Annotated in this window: 13 protein-coding genes and 1 pseudogene; 11 read left to right on the top strand and 3 right to left on the bottom strand. The window is 73.8% G+C overall.

The window, feature by feature from the left end; genetic code table 11:
• Positions 1-149 precede the first annotated feature (149 nt).
• From ACFYTT_RS03465 to deoC, 7 genes are all read left to right on the top strand, one after another.
• Positions 150-932, top strand: a complete 783-nt coding sequence (locus ACFYTT_RS03465; RefSeq protein ID WP_161594984.1) for a GntR family transcriptional regulator — start codon at positions 150-152, stop codon at positions 930-932.
• 106 nt (positions 933-1,038) lie between these two features.
• Positions 1,039-2,415, top strand: coding sequence for an ABC transporter substrate-binding protein (locus ACFYTT_RS03470; RefSeq protein ID WP_131054034.1), 1,377 nt, complete (start codon positions 1,039-1,041; stop codon positions 2,413-2,415).
• A 58-nt stretch (positions 2,416-2,473) separates the two neighbouring features.
• Positions 2,474-3,445 (top strand): carbohydrate ABC transporter permease, encoded by a 972-nt coding sequence (locus ACFYTT_RS03475; protein ID WP_176093783.1) that lies wholly within the window; start codon positions 2,474-2,476, stop codon positions 3,443-3,445.
• The gene (locus tag ACFYTT_RS03480; protein ID WP_131054538.1) at positions 3,445-4,269 is read left to right on the top strand and encodes a carbohydrate ABC transporter permease; all 825 of its coding nucleotides are present in this window, start codon (positions 3,445-3,447) and stop codon (positions 4,267-4,269) included. Before ACFYTT_RS03475 ends, ACFYTT_RS03480 begins: the two co-directional genes overlap by 1 nt.
• Complete coding sequence (locus ACFYTT_RS03485; RefSeq protein WP_387257510.1) at positions 4,266-5,747, top strand: FGGY-family carbohydrate kinase; 1,482 nt, start codon at positions 4,266-4,268, stop codon at positions 5,745-5,747. Before ACFYTT_RS03480 ends, ACFYTT_RS03485 begins: the two co-directional genes overlap by 4 nt.
• A 26-nt stretch (positions 5,748-5,773) precedes the next feature.
• Entirely contained in the window at positions 5,774-6,820 is a 1,047-nt protein-coding gene (locus ACFYTT_RS03490; protein ID WP_357214179.1) for a zinc-binding dehydrogenase, read from the top strand.
• 128 nt (positions 6,821-6,948) lie between these two features.
• On the top strand, positions 6,949-7,659 hold the full coding sequence (gene deoC, locus ACFYTT_RS03495) for a deoxyribose-phosphate aldolase (RefSeq protein WP_131054541.1): 711 nt from the start codon (positions 6,949-6,951) through the stop codon (positions 7,657-7,659).
• Between the two features lie 88 nt (positions 7,660-7,747).
• Here deoC and cobF read toward each other — a convergent pair whose 3' ends face one another.
• The 3 genes from cobF to cbiE are packed head-to-tail and all read right to left on the bottom strand — an operon-like array spanning position 7,748 to position 10,502.
• Complete coding sequence (cobF, locus tag ACFYTT_RS03500) at positions 7,748-8,527, bottom strand: precorrin-6A synthase (deacetylating) (RefSeq protein ID WP_387257511.1); 780 nt, start codon at positions 8,525-8,527, stop codon at positions 7,748-7,750.
• A complete protein-coding gene (gene cobM, locus ACFYTT_RS03505) occupies positions 8,524-9,294 on the bottom strand; it encodes a precorrin-4 C(11)-methyltransferase (RefSeq protein ID WP_131054543.1) in 771 nt (256 codons plus the stop codon). Before cobM ends, cobF begins: the two co-directional genes overlap by 4 nt.
• Entirely contained in the window at positions 9,291-10,502 is a 1,212-nt protein-coding gene (gene cbiE, locus ACFYTT_RS03510; RefSeq protein WP_387257960.1) for a precorrin-6y C5,15-methyltransferase (decarboxylating) subunit CbiE, read from the bottom strand. The genes cobM and cbiE overlap by 4 nt, the downstream gene beginning before the upstream one ends.
• Before the next feature lie 312 nt (positions 10,503-10,814).
• Here cbiE and ACFYTT_RS03515 point away from each other — a divergent pair, with 312 nt between their 5' ends.
• The 4 genes and pseudogenes from ACFYTT_RS03515 (at position 10,815) to cobA (ending at position 15,720) form a co-directional block, all read left to right on the top strand.
• On the top strand, positions 10,815-12,827 hold the full coding sequence (locus ACFYTT_RS03515; protein WP_387257961.1) for a magnesium chelatase subunit D family protein: 2,013 nt from the start codon (positions 10,815-10,817) through the stop codon (positions 12,825-12,827).
• A complete protein-coding gene (gene cobO / locus ACFYTT_RS03520; protein WP_131057785.1) occupies positions 12,827-13,441 on the top strand; it encodes a cob(I)yrinic acid a,c-diamide adenosyltransferase in 615 nt (204 codons plus the stop codon). The genes ACFYTT_RS03515 and cobO overlap by 1 nt, the downstream gene beginning before the upstream one ends.
• Positions 13,435-14,817: pseudogene (locus ACFYTT_RS03525) on the top strand (cobyrinate a,c-diamide synthase); the annotation flags it as partial. The gene cobO and the pseudogene ACFYTT_RS03525, both read left to right, overlap by 7 nt.
• Positions 14,818-14,934: 117 nt before the next feature.
• Positions 14,935-15,720 carry a uroporphyrinogen-III C-methyltransferase gene (cobA, locus tag ACFYTT_RS03530; RefSeq protein ID WP_387257962.1) on the top strand — a complete coding sequence of 262 codons (786 nt, stop codon included), beginning with the start codon at positions 14,935-14,937 and terminating at the stop codon, positions 15,718-15,720.
• Positions 15,721-15,726 lie beyond the last annotated feature (6 nt).

A 15,726-nucleotide genomic window follows, 5' to 3' on the forward strand; every position in this document is an offset into this window, starting at 1 on the left:
CGTCGTGTATCACTGCCCGGTCGTGGGGTGAGTCGACCCGCGCCAAGTTTCCTCAGGTCAGGGGCTTGACGGCGTGATCGACCGGCCCTATGTTCAGTGATGTCCACAGACTAATGCGGACATCACTGAACAAGCGACGAGGAGCAGGCGTGGCGACGACGCAGGAACTGAACCCCGCCGCGATCAGGGCACTCACCCGACAGGTCTCGCCCGCCGAGGCCGAGGCGCTGCACGAGCAGATCTCGCAACTGATGCGGCAGCGCATCGAGTCGGGGGAGTGGCCGGAACACCTGAAGCTCCCCGCCGAGCCCGAGCTGGCCGCCGCGCTGAACGTCTCGCGGGGCACGGTCCGCCGGGCCATCCGTACGCTGATCGAGGCCGGCCTGCTCAAGCAGACCCGGGGCAAGGGCACCTTCGTCCGGGGCCAGATGCTGGAGCAGGAGTTCGCCCAGGAGCTGATCTCCACCGCGCAGAGTCTGGACCGGGAGGGCGTCGAGTACCACACGCAGGTGCTCTCCGCCCGTGTCGTGCAGGCCCCCTCGCACATCGCCGCCCACCTCGGCCTGCGTGCCGACGACCTCAGCGTGTTGGCCATCCGCCGGACCCGATCGGTCGGCGGCGAGGTGGTCTACCTGCTCGACAACTACCTGCCCACCGCCCTGTGCCCGGACCTGTCACCGCAGGTCCTCCAGGAACGGTCGCTGTTCGGAGTGCTCGAACACGACTACGGCGTGACCGTCGACTCGGTCCGGCGTACCTTCTCCGCGATACTTCCCGACGACGACGTCAGCACCGCGATGGCGCTGCGTCCCGGGGTGCCCGTCCTCTACCTCGAGCAGATCTCCTACCAGGCCAACGGAGACTCCGTCGAGTACTCCGACGTCTGGGTACGCGGCGACCGCGTACGGATCTCCTCCTGGATCAAACGGTAGGACGCCCCGCCCCACCACGTCCTTCCCCCAACACCACACCCCACCCCCACCCGTGCCGACGGTGGTTCGCCACCGCCGTCGTCGCACGCTGCCCTGAGGAGACATCATGCGCAACGAGGCTCCCTTCCGGCTGTCCAGGCGCGGCCTGCTGACCGGCGTGCTCGGGATCGGCGGCGCCGTGGCGCTCAGCGCCTGCGCCGGCCGCGAGGGCGACACCGGCACCGCGAACGTCGCGGCGGCGGCCGACACGTTCGACGGCTCCGGCATGACCTGGGACCGCTTCAAGGGCGAGACGCTCAACCTCCTGCTCTGCGAGCACTGGTGGACCTCCGCGGTCAGCAAGCGGTTCGCCGAGTTCGAGGCGCTGACCGGTATGACGCTCAAGGCCAACACGCTCTCCGAGGACAGCTACTACCAGCAGGCCCTGGTGGCCCTCTCCTCCGGCGCCACCACCTACGACGCCCTGATGGTCGGCAACCTCCAGGCCGGGCAGTACATGAACGCGGGCTGGCTGGAACCGCTGGACGCGTACTTCGGCGGCGGCGACCTGGTCAACACCGGCTGGTTCGACCCGAACGACTTCTTCGAGCCGGCCCGCCGGGCCAGCAGCCTCAACGGTGAGCTGATGGCGTTGCCGCTCTCCGCCGAGGCGGGCGTGGTGATCTATCGCAAGGACCTGGCGTCGCAGGCCGGGATCACCGGCTTCCCCACTCAGGAAAGCCTGGTCGACGCCAGTCAGAAGCTCTCCGCGACCATGGAGCGGCCGTTCGCCGGGCGCGGTCGACGCGGTCTCGACATCGTCTGGACCTGGACGAACTACTTCCTCACCCAGGGCGGCGAGTTCTACGCCGGCAACACCCCGGCGGTGGACAGCCCCGAGGCGGTCGCGGCGACCGAACTGTACGTGCAGCAGCTGCTCAGCCGGTACGGCCCGAAGGGCGCGTCCAACATGAGCTGGCTGGAGGCCACCGGCTCGGTCAACGAGGGCCGGGCGGGTCTCTACACCGACGCCAGCGGGCTGCTGTCGGTCGTACTGGACAAGAGCAGCAGCCAGCACACCGACCAGATCGCGGTGTCCCGCTGGCCCGGCAGCGCCGCCGCCCCGGCCGCCCCGAACTACTGGTACTGGATGGCCGGCATCCCGAAGGCGTCGCGCAAGAAGGAGCAGGCGGCGCTCTTCTACGCCTGGGCGATGAGCAAGGAGACCGCCACCGCGGTCAGCGCCGAGTCGGGCAGCCCGTCGGCCCGCGAGTCGGTCTGGTCCAACAAGGACTTCCTCTCCTTCTACCCGGGCGACATGTCGCAGGAGATCGTCGCCAACCTCCAGGCCGTCCAGCCGGAGCGGGTGCCGTACGCGCGGCCGACCTTCCCGAGCGAGGCCGACGCGCTCTCCCTCGAACTGATCAAGGTGCTGGTGGACGGGAAGGACCCGAAGCGGGCCATGTCGGACGCGGCGGCCGCGATGGCCCGGGCCGGCCGATGACGTCTCGCCCCACCACCGTGGACGACTGCCGGAGCAGTCCAGGCCGAACGAGGTTGTGATGTCCGCAGATCGAACAGCCGTGCTCGCGCGGCAGGCCGCCGACCCGACGCCGCCGACGCGTCCGGGTCGCACCGGCGGCCCGCCGCGCCGCCCCCGCGAGGACCGGGGCCGGCGACTCTTCCTCGTCGGCATGCTCGCGCCGATGACCGTGCTGCTGCTCGCGTTCACGCTCTACCCGTTCGTGTCGGTGCTGGTCGGGTCGTTGCGACGCAACGACCTGACCCGCCCGGACGAGCAGGGGTTCGCCGGCCTGGCCAACTTCGCCGACGCGCTCTCCGAGCCCGGTCTGCTGCGCGCGGTGTTGCTCACCGTCGGCATGGTGGTGGTCGCCGTGGTCGCCGAGTTCGCCCTGGGTACGCTCGCGGCCTCGCTGCTCTGGCGGCCACTGCGCGGCAGCCGGCTCTACCTGGCCCTGCTGGTGCTGCCCTTCGGCGCCACGCCGGTGGCGGCGTACCTCTCCTGGCGGTTGATGCTCAACCCGGACGGCGGGCAGATCAACGCCACCCTGGGCGCGCTCGGCCTGCCGACTCCGGGCTGGACGTCCGAGCCGATGCTGGCCGTGGTGGCCCTCGTGGTGGTCGACATCTGGCAGTGGGCGCCGTTCATCACGCTGGTCATGCTCGCCGGGCTCAAGTCGCTGCCGGACGAGACCTTCGAGGCGGGCGCCCTGGACGGCGCGAACGCCGTGCAGCGGCTGGTCCGCATCGCGTTGCCGATGCTCAAGCCGCTGGTGGCCTTCGTCGTGACGATCCGCGCGATCGACGCGATCCGCACCTTCGACTCGATCTGGATCATCACCGGGGGAGGACCGGGCGCGGCGACCGAGACGCTCGTCGTCCGCATCTACCGGACCGCCTTCAACGACCTGCACATCGGCGAGGCGTCCGCGCTCGGCCTGCTGCTGCTCGTCGTCCTCTTCATCCTCGGCAAGCGGTTCGCCGCGCCCGCGCTGCAACGGTTGGAGCACTAGTGCACGAGACGCGCAAAGGCCGGGTCCTGCGGACCGTGGCGATCTGGGGCCTCATCCTCTGGTCGGTCCTGCCGTTCGCCTTCATGCTCCGCGTCGGCTTCGCCGCCCCCAGCGACATCCGTGGTGGGTCGCCGGACTGGCTGGCCCCGCTCTACATGTTCAACGTCGTCGACCTGTTCGGCGACGCGGACTTCATGTCGGCGATCGGCCGCTCGGTCCTGGTCGCCGTGGTGTCCTCGGCGATCGCCATCGCCGCCGCCACCCCGGCCGCGTACGCCTGCGCCCGGATGAAGTTCCGGGGCCGCGCCGACTTCGAGTTCTGGGTGCTGTCCACCCGGATGCTCCCCGCCGTCGTCGTGGTCATCCCGTACTTCGTGCTGTTCCGCCAGCTCGGCGGCATCGACACGGTCTGGGCGCTGACCGTGATGCACACGGTGGTCAACCTCGCGGTGACGTTCTTCCTGCTGCGCAGCTTCTTCGCCGACCTGCCGGCCGCGGTCTTCGAGGCCGCCGACCTGGACGGCTGCTCGGAGACCCGCAAGTTCGTCAGCGTGGCGTGGCCGATGGTGCGCAACGGCGTCGCCGCGGCGGCGGTGTTGAACTTCATCTTCTCCTGGAACGAGTTCGTCTTCGCGTTGACCCTGGCCAGCGGCGAGGCGAAGACCGTCTCGGTGGCGATGCTCGGGTTCATGCAGTTCCAGTCGGTGGCGATCGGCCCGATGATGGCCGCCGGCACGCTGGCTGTGCTGCCCGTCGCCATCGTGCTCTTCCTGTCGCAGAAGCAGCTCGTCACCGGCATGAGCTTCGGGGCGGTCAAGGGATGACCGACGTCGTGTGTGTGGTCGACGCCGGCACGACCGGGATCCGTTGCGCCCTGGTCGACGAGCGGGGCGAGGTGCACGGCCAACACAGCCGGGAGTTGGCCGTCGACCACCCGCAGCCGGGCCGGGCGGAACAGTCCCTGCCGGCGATGTGGGAGGTGACCGTCGGGGAGCTGCGTGCCATGCGGGCCGTGGCCGCACAGGCCGGGCACCGGGTGGTCGCGCTGACCCTGTCCACCCAGCGGGCCTCCGTCGCCGGACTCGACGCCGACCTGCGCCCGGTCACCCCGCTGGTGCTCTGGATGGACCAGCGGGGCGCGAGCGAGCTGGACGCCCTGCGGGCGGCCGTCGACCCGGACACCTACAGCCGGGTGTCGGGGATGCCGCTGAGCACCATGCCGGCCCTGGCCACCCTCGTCTGGCTGCGGACCCACGCCCCCGAGGCGTACGCCGCGTCGTCCTCCTTCGTCGGTGTCCAGGAATGGCTGCTGGCGCGACTGACCGGCGGCCGACCGCAGGTCGACCGCAGTTGCGCCTCCTGGTACGGCCTGCTGGACCTGCACGCCGGGCAGTGGAGCGACGACCTGCTCACGGCGTTCGACCTCGACGGTGCCCGCCTGCCCGAGCTGCGCGCGGCCACCGACGTCGCCGGTGCCCTGCGCGACGAGGTGGCCGACGCCACCGGCTTGCCGCGCGGGCTGCCCGTGTACGTGGGCGGCGGCGACCAGCAGTGCTCGGCGGCCGGTGGTGGCGGGGTCCGTGCCGGCGCCGCCACCGTCAACCTCGGCACCTCGGCGACGATGGTCTTCCCGGCCGCCGTCGGTGACGTCGTCGACCCCGCCGGGTTCGTCCGCGCCGCCCACGTCGTCGAGAACTGCGTCTCGGTCGAGGGCACCATCCCGGCCTGCGGGTCGGCACTGCGCTGGCTGCGGACACTGCTGCGCTACGGCGACGACGACACGGCGTACGAGCGGATGTCGGCCGACGCCCGGCAGGTCGAACCCGGCGCACGCGGTCTGCTCTTCGCGCCCACCATGGCCGGCGTCGGCACCCCGCACTGGACGGCGGCCGGCGGCCGGGTCGACGGCCTCGACTTCACCCACGGACCGGGCGCCCTGGTCCGGGCCACCATGGAGGGAATCGCCCTCCAGGTCCGCGACGTGCTGCGACACCTGCCGACGGACCTGGCCGGACCGACGGTGACCGCGATCGGCGGCGGTGCCCGCTCGGAGGTCTTCGGCCAGATCCTGGCCGACGTCACCGGCCGCGCCATCGAGGTCCCGGCCGGCGATCCGCAGGCCGCACCGCTGCGCGGCGCCGCCCTCTCCGCCTGGGTGGGCCTCGGCCGGTACCCGGATCTGGCGCACGCCGCCGGTTCCCCCGCCGCCGCCCGCCGCCACCTGCCCGATCCCACCACCGTCCCTGTCTACGACGCCCTGTACAGCCGGTACCTCGACGTGACGGACCTGGCTGCGGCGTGACACGCACCATTCGAGGAGAACGCGAGATGGAAGCCCACCCCACGGAAGAACCGTCGATGCGGGCGCTGATGCTGACCGGTGACCGCACCTCGGTCGTACGCCGGGTGCCGCGCCCGGTGCCGGCCCCCGACGAGGTACTGGTACGCGTGACGTCGTCGGCGGTCTGCGGCAGCGACCTGCCGCACTACCGCAAGCCGGCGGCCGAACTCGACAACCGCCTGCACACCGTGCCCGGCCACGAGGCGGTGGGCGTGATCGCCGCAGCCGCCGCCTCCGGCGCCGGACCGGCCGAGGGCACCCGGGTCATCGTCTACCAGCACTCGGGCTGCGACGAGTGCGTCTTCTGTCGCAGCGGCGAGCCGATGTTCTGCGCCGACCGGCGGACGCTCGGCAACCACCGGGGCGGCGCCGACGCGGAGTACGTCACCGCTCCGACGACCGGCGTCCTGCCGGTACCCGACGACGTCAGCGACGGACTGGCGACGCTGATCGCCTGCAACTTCGGCACCGCGTACTCGGCGGTCCGCAAGTCCGGGGTCGGCGTCGGCGACCGGGTCGCCGTCTTCGGCCTCGGGCCGGTCGGTTGCAGCGTGGTGGCCCTCGCGGTGGCCGCCGGTGCCGAGGTCTACGCGGTCGACCCCATCGAGGGGCGGCGGGACCTGGCCAAGACGCTGGGGGCGGTGGTCGTCGACCCGCTCGGACAGGACCCCGTCGCGACCGTCGCGGCGGTCACCGAGGGCCGTGGACCGGAGATCGTCTTCGAGTGCTCCGCGAACCCGACCGCGCAGGCGCAGGTGATGAAGCTGGCCCGGCCGCACGGCACGGTGGTGCTGCTGGGCGCGAACAACAGCATGGAGATCGACCCCGGCGTGGACGTCATCCGCAAGGAACTGCGGGTGCTCGGTAGCTGGGTCTTCACCCAGCCGGAGTTCCCGGCCGTGCTCCGGGCCGCCCGTGGCCTGCCCGCGCTGGCGCACCTGCTCGCCCCGCCCTTCCCGGCCGACCAGGCGGCCGAGGCGCTGGCCGCGGCCGACGCCGGCCACGTCGGGAAGGTGTTGATCGACTGGTCGTGACCCGACCGAGCGGTGTGCCGCTCCCGTTCACCCGGTCCTTGACCATCCCCAGTTCCGCCACTACGGCGGCCGAGGCGCGCGACGCCGGCCGCCGGGTGCCGCACGTCCGCACAAAGGAGATCCCCGCCATGACGTCCGCCACGACGGCCCTGCCGGCCGACCTGACCCCGGCCGCCCTCGCGCCGTACATCCAGCACACCCTGATCGAGGTGGGCACCACCCGGGAACGCATGATCACGCACGCCGAGGAGGCGCTCACCCACGGCTTCAACGCGGCGATGGTGCCGGGTTCCTGGGTGTCGGTCGTCGCCGAGGTGCTGCGCGGCACCGACGTGCAGGTGGCCTCCGCCCTGGACTTCCCGACCGTCGGCGTGACCACCAGCGCCGGCAAGGCGTTCGAGGCGGAGAGCCTGGTACGCGCCGGTGCCGCACAGATCGACATCGGGGTGCAGATCGGCTGGCTCAAGAGCGGCATGTACGACGAGTTCCGCGAGGACATCGCCGGTGTCGTCCGCGCCTCCGGAGTGCCGGTCAAGGTGATGCTGGAACTGCCGCTGCTGACCGCGGCCGAGCGGGAGACCGCCATCGAACTCTCCATCGAGGCGGGTGCGGCGTACCTGAAGAACGCCAGCAGCGGCGCCGTCGAGGTCGCCAACCCGGAGAGCATCGGCTACCTGGTGTCCCGGGCCGCCGGCCGGAGCCGGGTCAAGGCGTCCGGCAGTATCAAGTCCTACCCGCAGGCCGTCGGGCTGCTGCGGGCCGGGGCCGAACTGCTCGGCACCAGCGCCGGCATCGCGATCGTCACCGACACCGCCACCGCCACGACGGTCAGCTACTGACCCGGTGGTGACGACGTGACCGCCCGGACGCGGGTCGGCGAGAGGCACCCTCGCGCCCGCGTCCGGGCCACGTCGCCCGTCGGCCCGGTCACGCCCCGCCGGCCGGATCCCGGCGCCGCAGCAGGTACGTGTCCATGATCCAGCCCTTGCGGCGGCGGGCCTCCCGGCGGGTCTCCACGATCCGCTCCGCCACCTCCGACAGCCGTCCGGCGACCAGGATCTCGTCGGCGGTGCCCAGGTAGGCGCCCCAGAAGATGTCGAAGTCCTCGTCCAGGTAGTGGGTGAAGGAACAGTTCGCGTCCAGCATCACCACGATGTCGTCGACGTCCGAGGGCAGCTGCTCGGCCAACCGGCGGCCGGTGGTCACCAGGAACGCCCGGCCCACCCGGTTGAGCCCGATGCGGTGCCGCGCGGCGAGCGTTGCCACGCTGCTGACGCCCGGGATCACGGTGTGCTCCACCGCGATCCGGCCGCGCGCCCGGATCTCCTCCACCACCGCCAGGGTGCTGTCGTAGAGCGCCGGATCGCCCCAGACCAGGAACGCGCCGCAGCCCCCGTCGGGCAGGTGCGCGGCGATGGCCTCCTCCAGCAGGTCGGCGCGGTCCCGTCGCCACTGGTCCACCGCCGAGACGTACCCGGCGGCGGTCCGGTCCCGGTCCGGGTCGCGTACCTCGACCACCCGATGCTCCGGCCGGGCGAAACGAGCCAGCAGCTCCTGCCGCAACGCGATCAGGTCGTGCTTCTCGGCACCCTTGTCCAGCAGGAAGAACACGTCGGCCCGGCGCATCGCCTCGGCTCCGGCGAGGGTGAGCTGACCCGGGTCGCCGGCCCCGATGCCGATCACCAGGATCGTCCGCGCGGCGCTCATGCCGTCGGCCCGTGCGGACGCTTGGCGCTACGGTCCCGGCCGGGGGAGTAGAGGTAACTGTCCGGAAAGGAGTCGGCGGCCAGCGCGGCCCCGACGATGATCACCGCGGTCCGGCGGATGCCGTGCGCCTCCACCTGATCGGCGATGTCGGCCAGGGTGCCGCGCAGCACGATCTCGTCGGGACGGCTGGCGTTGGCGACCACGGCCACCGGACAGTCCGACCCGTAGTGCCCGACCAGCTCTCCGGCGATCTGCCGGGTCCGCGCCACCGCCAGGTGCAGGACCAGCGTGGCGCGGCTGCGGCCCAGCTCGGCCAGGGTCTCCCCGGGCGGCATCGGCGTCGACCGGGCCTGGGTACGGGTGAGGATCACCGTCTGCCCGACGGTCGGCACGGTCAGCTCCCGGCGCAACGTGGCCGCCGCCGCCGCGTACGACGGCACGCCCGGCACGATCTCGTACGGCACCCCGGCCGCGTCCAGCCTCCGGGTCTGCTCGGCGACGGCGCTGAACACGGCCGGGTCGCCGGAGCAGAGGCGGGCGACGTCGTGACCGTCGCGGTGCGCCTCGACCATCGCCGCCACGATCTCGTCCAACGTCAGCTCGGCGGTGTCCACTAGCCGGGCGTCCGGCGGGCAGGTGGCGAGCAGGTCGGCGGGGACCAGGCTGCCGGCGTACAGGCAGACCTGGGCGCGGGCCAGGACGCGTTGCCCGCGTACGGTGATCAGGTCGGCGGCGCCCGGTCCGGCGCCGATGAAGTGCACTGTCATGGCTTGCTCACCGCCCACTGCACCAGCGCGCGGGCCGGTTTCCACCCGGTGAAACCGCCCAGCGGCGTGGCGCGTTCGATCGACAACCGGGTCAGGTCCCCACCGTGCCGGGCCAGTTGGTCGGTGAGTTCGCGCTCGCCTTCGAGGGTGACCGCGTGGGCGACGAGCCGCCCGCCGGGACGCAGCGCGTCCCAGGCCGCGTCGAACACCCCCGGTGCGGTCAGCCCGCCGCCGACGAAGACCGCGTCGGGTGCGGGCAGGTCCGCGAGGGCCTGCGGCGCCCGGCCCCGGACCACCCGCAACCGGGGTACGCCGAGATTCCGGGCGTTGGCGACGATCCGGTCGGCGCGGTCGTCACGGCCCTCCACCGCCACCGCCGACGTGGAGGGATCGCTGCGCAGCCACTCGACCGCCACACTGCCGCTGCCGGCCCCGACGTCCCAGAGCAGGTCGTCGCCGGTGGGTGCGAGCCGGGACAGGGCCAACGCGCGGGCCTCCCGCTTGGTCAGGGCGCCGTCGTGCGCGAAGGCGTCGTCCGGGAGACCGGGCACGGTGGAGAGCACCCGCGTGCCGGGTACGGCGACGACCCGCACCGCGACCACGTTCAGCGGATCGCCGGGTGGGGCGGCCCAACCCTCGGCCCGGCCGTCGACCCGTTGCTCCGTGTCGGCGTCGAGCGCGCCCAGGACCGTCAGTTCGCTGTCGCCGTACCCGGCGTCGGTCAGCAGCCGGGCCAGCGCGGCGGGGGTGGCGGCATCGGTGCTGAGCACCAGCAGCAGTCGGCCCGGGGCGAGGTCGCGGCGGACCTCGTCCAGGTCACGGCCGACCGCGCTGCGGACGGTGACCCGCTCCACCGGCCAGCCCATCCGCGCGCACGCCAGCGTGATCGAGGAGGGATGGCCGACCACGCGCACCCGGTCGGCGCCGAGCAGCCGGACCAGGTGCGTGCCGATGCCGAACCACATCGGGTCGCCGCTGGCCAGTACGCAGATCCGCCGGTCGGCGTGCGTCGCGAGCAGGTCGGGCAGGGCCGGCAGCAACGGCGTCGGCCAGGCGACCCGCTGCGCCGGCACGCTCTCCGGCAGCAGGTCCAGGTGCCGCCGGCCGCCCAGCACGACCTCCGCCTGCCGCACCGCGTCGCGTCCGCGCTCGCCGAGCCCCGCCCAGCCGTCCGCGCCGACGCCGACCACGGCGACCGGGGATGTCATGGACCTCACGCGGCGCAACGGTAGTCCAGCAATCCGCGACCCTGCCGCCCCGGGGGGTCGGTGTGACATCATCGGCGACGACGGCGCGGTGGGGAACACCGGTGAGCCGGCCCGAACGGGGTCGGCGAATCCGGGGCGGTCCCGCCACTGTGACCGGTCCGGCCCCGCGCCGGCCACCGGAAGCCAGACACTCGCTGCGTCGTGCCACGTCGGCCGCTGCGTCGGCGTGGTCGGTGACCGGCCGTGGGCGAGGACCCACGCGAGGTGAAAGGTGTGGCCGTGCGGTCGTACCCCTTCTCCGCCGTCGTCGGCATGGACGACATGGCGTTGGCGCTGAACCTGTGCGCGGTCTCCCCGGCGATCGGCGGTGTGCTGGTCCGAGGCGAGAAGGGCACCGCGAAGTCGACCGCCGTGCGGGCCCTGACCGCGTTCCTGCCCCCGGTCGACGTGGTGACCGACTGCCGCTTCTCCTGCGACCCGGCGGTACCCGACCCGGACTGTCCGGACGGGCCGCACCCGGCCGACCCACCGGCCCGTACGCGTCCGGCCCGGTTGGTGGAACTGCCGGTCGGTGCCGGTGAGGACCGCCTCCTCGGCGCGCTGCACCTGGAACGGGCACTGCGCGAGGGCGTCACCGCGTACGACCCGGGCCTGCTGGCCGCCGCCCACCGTGGCCTGCTCTATGTCGACGAGGTCAACCTGCTGCACGACCACCTGGTGGACGTGCTGCTCGACGCGGCGGCGATGGGGCGCGCCACCGTGGAGCGCGACGGCGTCTCGGTCACCCACGCGGCCCGGTTCGTGCTGGTGGGCACCATGAATCCCGAGGAGGGGGAGCTGCGCCCGCAGCTGCTGGACCGCTTCGGTCTGACCGTCGAGGTCGCCGCCAGCCGGGACCCGCAGGTGCGGGCCGAGGTGATGCGCCGACGGCTGGCGTACGAGGCCGACCCGGACGGTTTCGCCGCCCGCTACGCCGACGCCGACGCGGCGCTGGGCGCACAGGTCGCCCGGGCCCGGACCCTGCTGCCGACGGTCCGTCTCGACGACGCGACGGTGACCCGCATCGCCGCCCTCTGCGCCGCCGCCGAGGTCGACGGGATGCGCGCCGACCTGGTCATCGCGCGGACCGCCATCGCCCACGCGGCGTGGTGCGGGCGCACCGAGGTGAGCGTCGGTGACGTCCGGGTCGCCGCCCGGCTGGCCCTGCCGCATCGCCGCCGCCGCAACCCCTTCGACCCGCCGCAGCAGGACGCCGCCGACCTCGACCGGGCGCTGCACGACGCCGGGCTGGACGAGCCCGGGCCGCCCGAGGAGGAGCCGGATCCGCCCACGGACGGCCCACCGGGCCCGGACGACCCGGACGGCCCGCCCGACGGCGGCGGCCCGGGCGACCCCGAGGGCGATTCCGCCGACGACCGCCCGTACCGCTCCCGCCCGGACACCCCGCCCGCCCCGGGCGCCGAGGGGGAGCGGACGGTCCCCGCACCGGTGCCGGCCGGCGCGCCCTACCGGGCCCGGTTGTTACAGGTCCCCGGCAGCGGCCTCGGCGTCGCCGGCCGCCGCTCGCCGGCCCGCACCACCACCGGCCGCACCGTCGGCGCCCGACGTCCCGACGGGGCGACGACCGGACGGCCCCACCTGGTGGCCACCCTGCACGCCGCCGCCCCGCACCAACGGGCCCGGGGCCGACAGGGTCCCGGCATCCTGGTCCGTCCCGGCGACGTGCGGTTGCCGGTGCGGCAGGGCCGCGAGGGCAACCTGATCCTGTTCTGCCTGGACGCCTCCGGCTCGATGGGCGCCCGCCAACGGGTCGGCGCGGTCAAGGCGGCGGTGCTCTCCCTGCTGCTCGACGCCTACCAGCGCCGGGACAAGGTCGGCCTGGTGACGTTCCGCGCCACCGACGCCGAGGTGGCGTTGCCGCCGACCGCCAGCGTGGAGGTGGCCGCCGCCCGGCTGGCCACGCTGCCGACCGGAGGCCGCACCCCGTTGGCCGAGGGGCTGCTGCGCGCCCGCGAGGTGCTACGGGTGGAACGGATCCGCGATCCGCGACGGCGTCCGCTGCTGGTGCTGGTCACCGACGGGCGCGCCACCACCGGCCCGGACGCGGTCGGTCGGGCCCGGCAGGCGGCCCGCCTGCTCGCCGCCGCCGGCACCAGCACCGTGGTCGTCGACTGCGAGCAGGGCCGGGTACGCATGCGACTCGCCGCCGACCTGGCCACCACGCTCGGCGGTCAGTACCTGCCGCTGGAGGGGGTCGCCGCCGACGCGCTCACCGACGCGGTACGCGCCCACACCGCCGTCCGCACCTCCAGGGGGGCCGCCTGATGCCACAGGGCCAACCGGTCACCGTGCCGGACGACGGGCTGACCACCCGGCAACGCCGCAACCGGCCGCTGCTGATGGTCCACACCGGACCGTCGAAGGGCAAGTCCACCGCCGCCTTCGGGCTCGCCCTGCGCGGCTGGAACCAGGGCTGGTCGATCGCGGTGTTCCAGTTCGTCAAGAGCGCCAAGTGGACCGTCGGCGAGGAACACGCACTACGCGCCCTCGGCACGCTGCACGAGCAGACCGGCCAGGGTGGCCCGGTCTCCTGGCACAAGATGGGCGCCGGCTGGAGCTGGAGCCGGACCCAGGGCACCGAGAGCGACCACGCGGCGCAGGCCGCGGAGGGCTGGGCGGAGATCAAGCGCCGGCTCGCCACGTCCGCCCACGACCTGTACGTGCTCGACGAGTTCACCTACCCGATGAAGTGGGGGTGGGTGGACGTCGACGAGGTGGTGGAGACGCTGCGGCAGCGCCCCGGTCACCAGCACGTGGTGGTGACCGGGCGGGACGCCGATCCCCGGCTGGTGGACGCGGCGGACCTGGTCACCGAGATGACCAAGATCAAGCATCCGATGGACTCCGGTCAGAAGGGGCAGCGGGGCATCGAATGGTGACCCTCCCGCCCCGGCTGATCGTCGCCGCTCCGGCCTCGGGGCAGGGCAAGACGACGGTGGCCACCGGCCTGATGGCGGCCCTGCGGCGGCGCGGCCTGACCGTCAGCGGCCACAAGGTCGGCCCGGACTACATCGACCCCGGCTACCACGAGTTGGCCACCGGCCGCCGGGGCCGCAACCTCGACCCGTTCCTCCAGGGCGAGCAGCGGATCCTGCCGCTGCTGCGGCACGGCGCCACCGTCGGGGCCCCCGCCGACATCGCGATCGTCGAGGGCGTGATGGGCCTGCTCGACGGCGCGGTCGGTCGGGCCGGGTACGCCTCCACCGCCCACGTGGCGCGGCTGACCCGTACCCCGGTGCTGCTCGTGGTGGACGTCTCCGGTGCCTCGCGCAGCATCGCCGCGCTGGTGCACGGCTTCGCCACGTTCGACCCGCAGCTCACCGTCGCCGGGGTGGTCCTCAACAAGGTCGGCTCGGTGACCCACGAGGCGGAGATCCGCGACGCGCTGGCCGTCACCGGCGTGCCGGTGCTGGGGGCGCTGGGCCGGGACGCGACCCTGGACACCCCGAGCCGGCACCTCGGCCTGGTGCCGGTCGCCGAGCGGGCCGCCGCCGCCGCGCGTACCGTCGACGCGCTCGCCGCCCACGTCGCCGCCGGTGTCGACCTCGACCAGGTCGTCGCGGTGGCCCGCCGGGCACCCGCGCTGCCCGGCCCGGCCTGGGACCCGGTGGCCGAACTGTCCGGTCTCACCGTGGAGGGGACCGTCGCGGTCGCGTCCGGGCCGGCGTTCACCTTCCGGTACGCCGAGACCGACGAACTGCTCACCGCCGCCGGCCTCCGGCTGGCCCCGGTCGACCCGCTGCACGACCCGACGCTGCCCGAGCAGACCACCGGGTTGTACCTCGGCGGCGGCTTCCCCGAGGTGTACGCCGCCGGACTGACCGAGAACGCACCCCTGCGTCGGGAGGTGGCCGACGCTGCGGCGCGCGGCGTCCCGACGGTCGCCGAGTGCGCCGGCCTGCTCTACCTGGCCCGCGACCTCGACGGCGCGCCGATGACCGGGGTCCTGCCGGTACGCGCCCGGATGACCGACCGGCTGACGCTGGGCTACCGGGACGCGCGGGCCACCACGGAGAGCGTGCTCGCCGACGCCGACCAGGCGGTCACCGGCCACGAGTTCCACCGGACCCGCGTCGACGCCGATCCCGACAGCACGCCCGCCTGGCGGTTCCGGCCCCGCCCGTCCGCCGCGCACGGCACCGCCGCGCCGGTGCCCGACGGTGTCGTGGCCGGCACCGTGCACGCCTCCTACCTGCACGTGCACTGGGCCGGACACCCGAGCCTGGCGGCCCGCTTCGCCACCGCCGTGCACCGGCACACCACCGGAGCGGCACCCCGCACCCCCGCTGCCGTCGCGGACCCGGAACCCGGTGGTTCCGGCGCCGTCCCGGCTGTCGCAAGCCCGGCGGCCGGGGTGATCCCGGCCCCGCGCGTGTCCGGGTCGACCGGTCCCACCCCGGCCGATGCGCCCGCCGTCGGCCGGGTCACGCTGGTCGGAGGCGGCCCCGGCGACCCGGGTCTGCTCACCCGCCGGGCGCTGGACCGTCTCGCCGAGGCCGACGTGGTGGTGGCCGACCGGCTCGTGCCGCACGCGGTGCTGCGCGACCTGCGGCCCGGCGTCCGGGTCGTCGACGTGTCGAAGGTGCCACGCGGCGCGTTCGTCCCCCAGGAGCAGATCAACCAGATCCTGGTCACCGAGGCCCAGGCCGGACACCGGGTGGTGCGGCTCAAGGGCGGCGACCCGTTCGTCTTCGGCCGGGGCATGGAGGAGGTGCTGGCCTGTCGGGCCGCCGGGGTGCCGGTGGAGGTGGTACCCGGGGTGTCCAGCGCGGTGGCCGTGCCCGAGCTGGCCGGTGTGCCGGTGACCCATCGCGGTCTGACACAGGGCTTCACCGTGCTCGCCGCCCACCTGCCGCCCGACGACCCGGGCAGCACCGTCGACTGGGCCGGGGTGGCCCGCTCCGGCACCACGATCGTGCTGCTGATGGCGGTGCAGACGCTGCCCGAGGTGACCGACGCGTTGCTGCGGCACGGCATGGACCCGGCGACGGCGGCGGTCAGCGTGGAGAACGGCGGCACCGACCGGCAACGCGTCATGCGCGGAAGCCTCGCCGACATCGCCGACGTCGCCGCCGCCGGGCACCTGTGCGCACCCGCCGTCACCGTGATCGGCGCGGTCGCCGCGTTCGCTGACGTCACCCAGCTCGCCGACGTCTGAGCCCCG

This window comes from Micromonospora sp. NPDC003816, from assembly GCF_042874705.1.
Taxonomy (GTDB): domain Bacteria; phylum Actinomycetota; class Actinomycetes; order Mycobacteriales; family Micromonosporaceae; genus Micromonospora.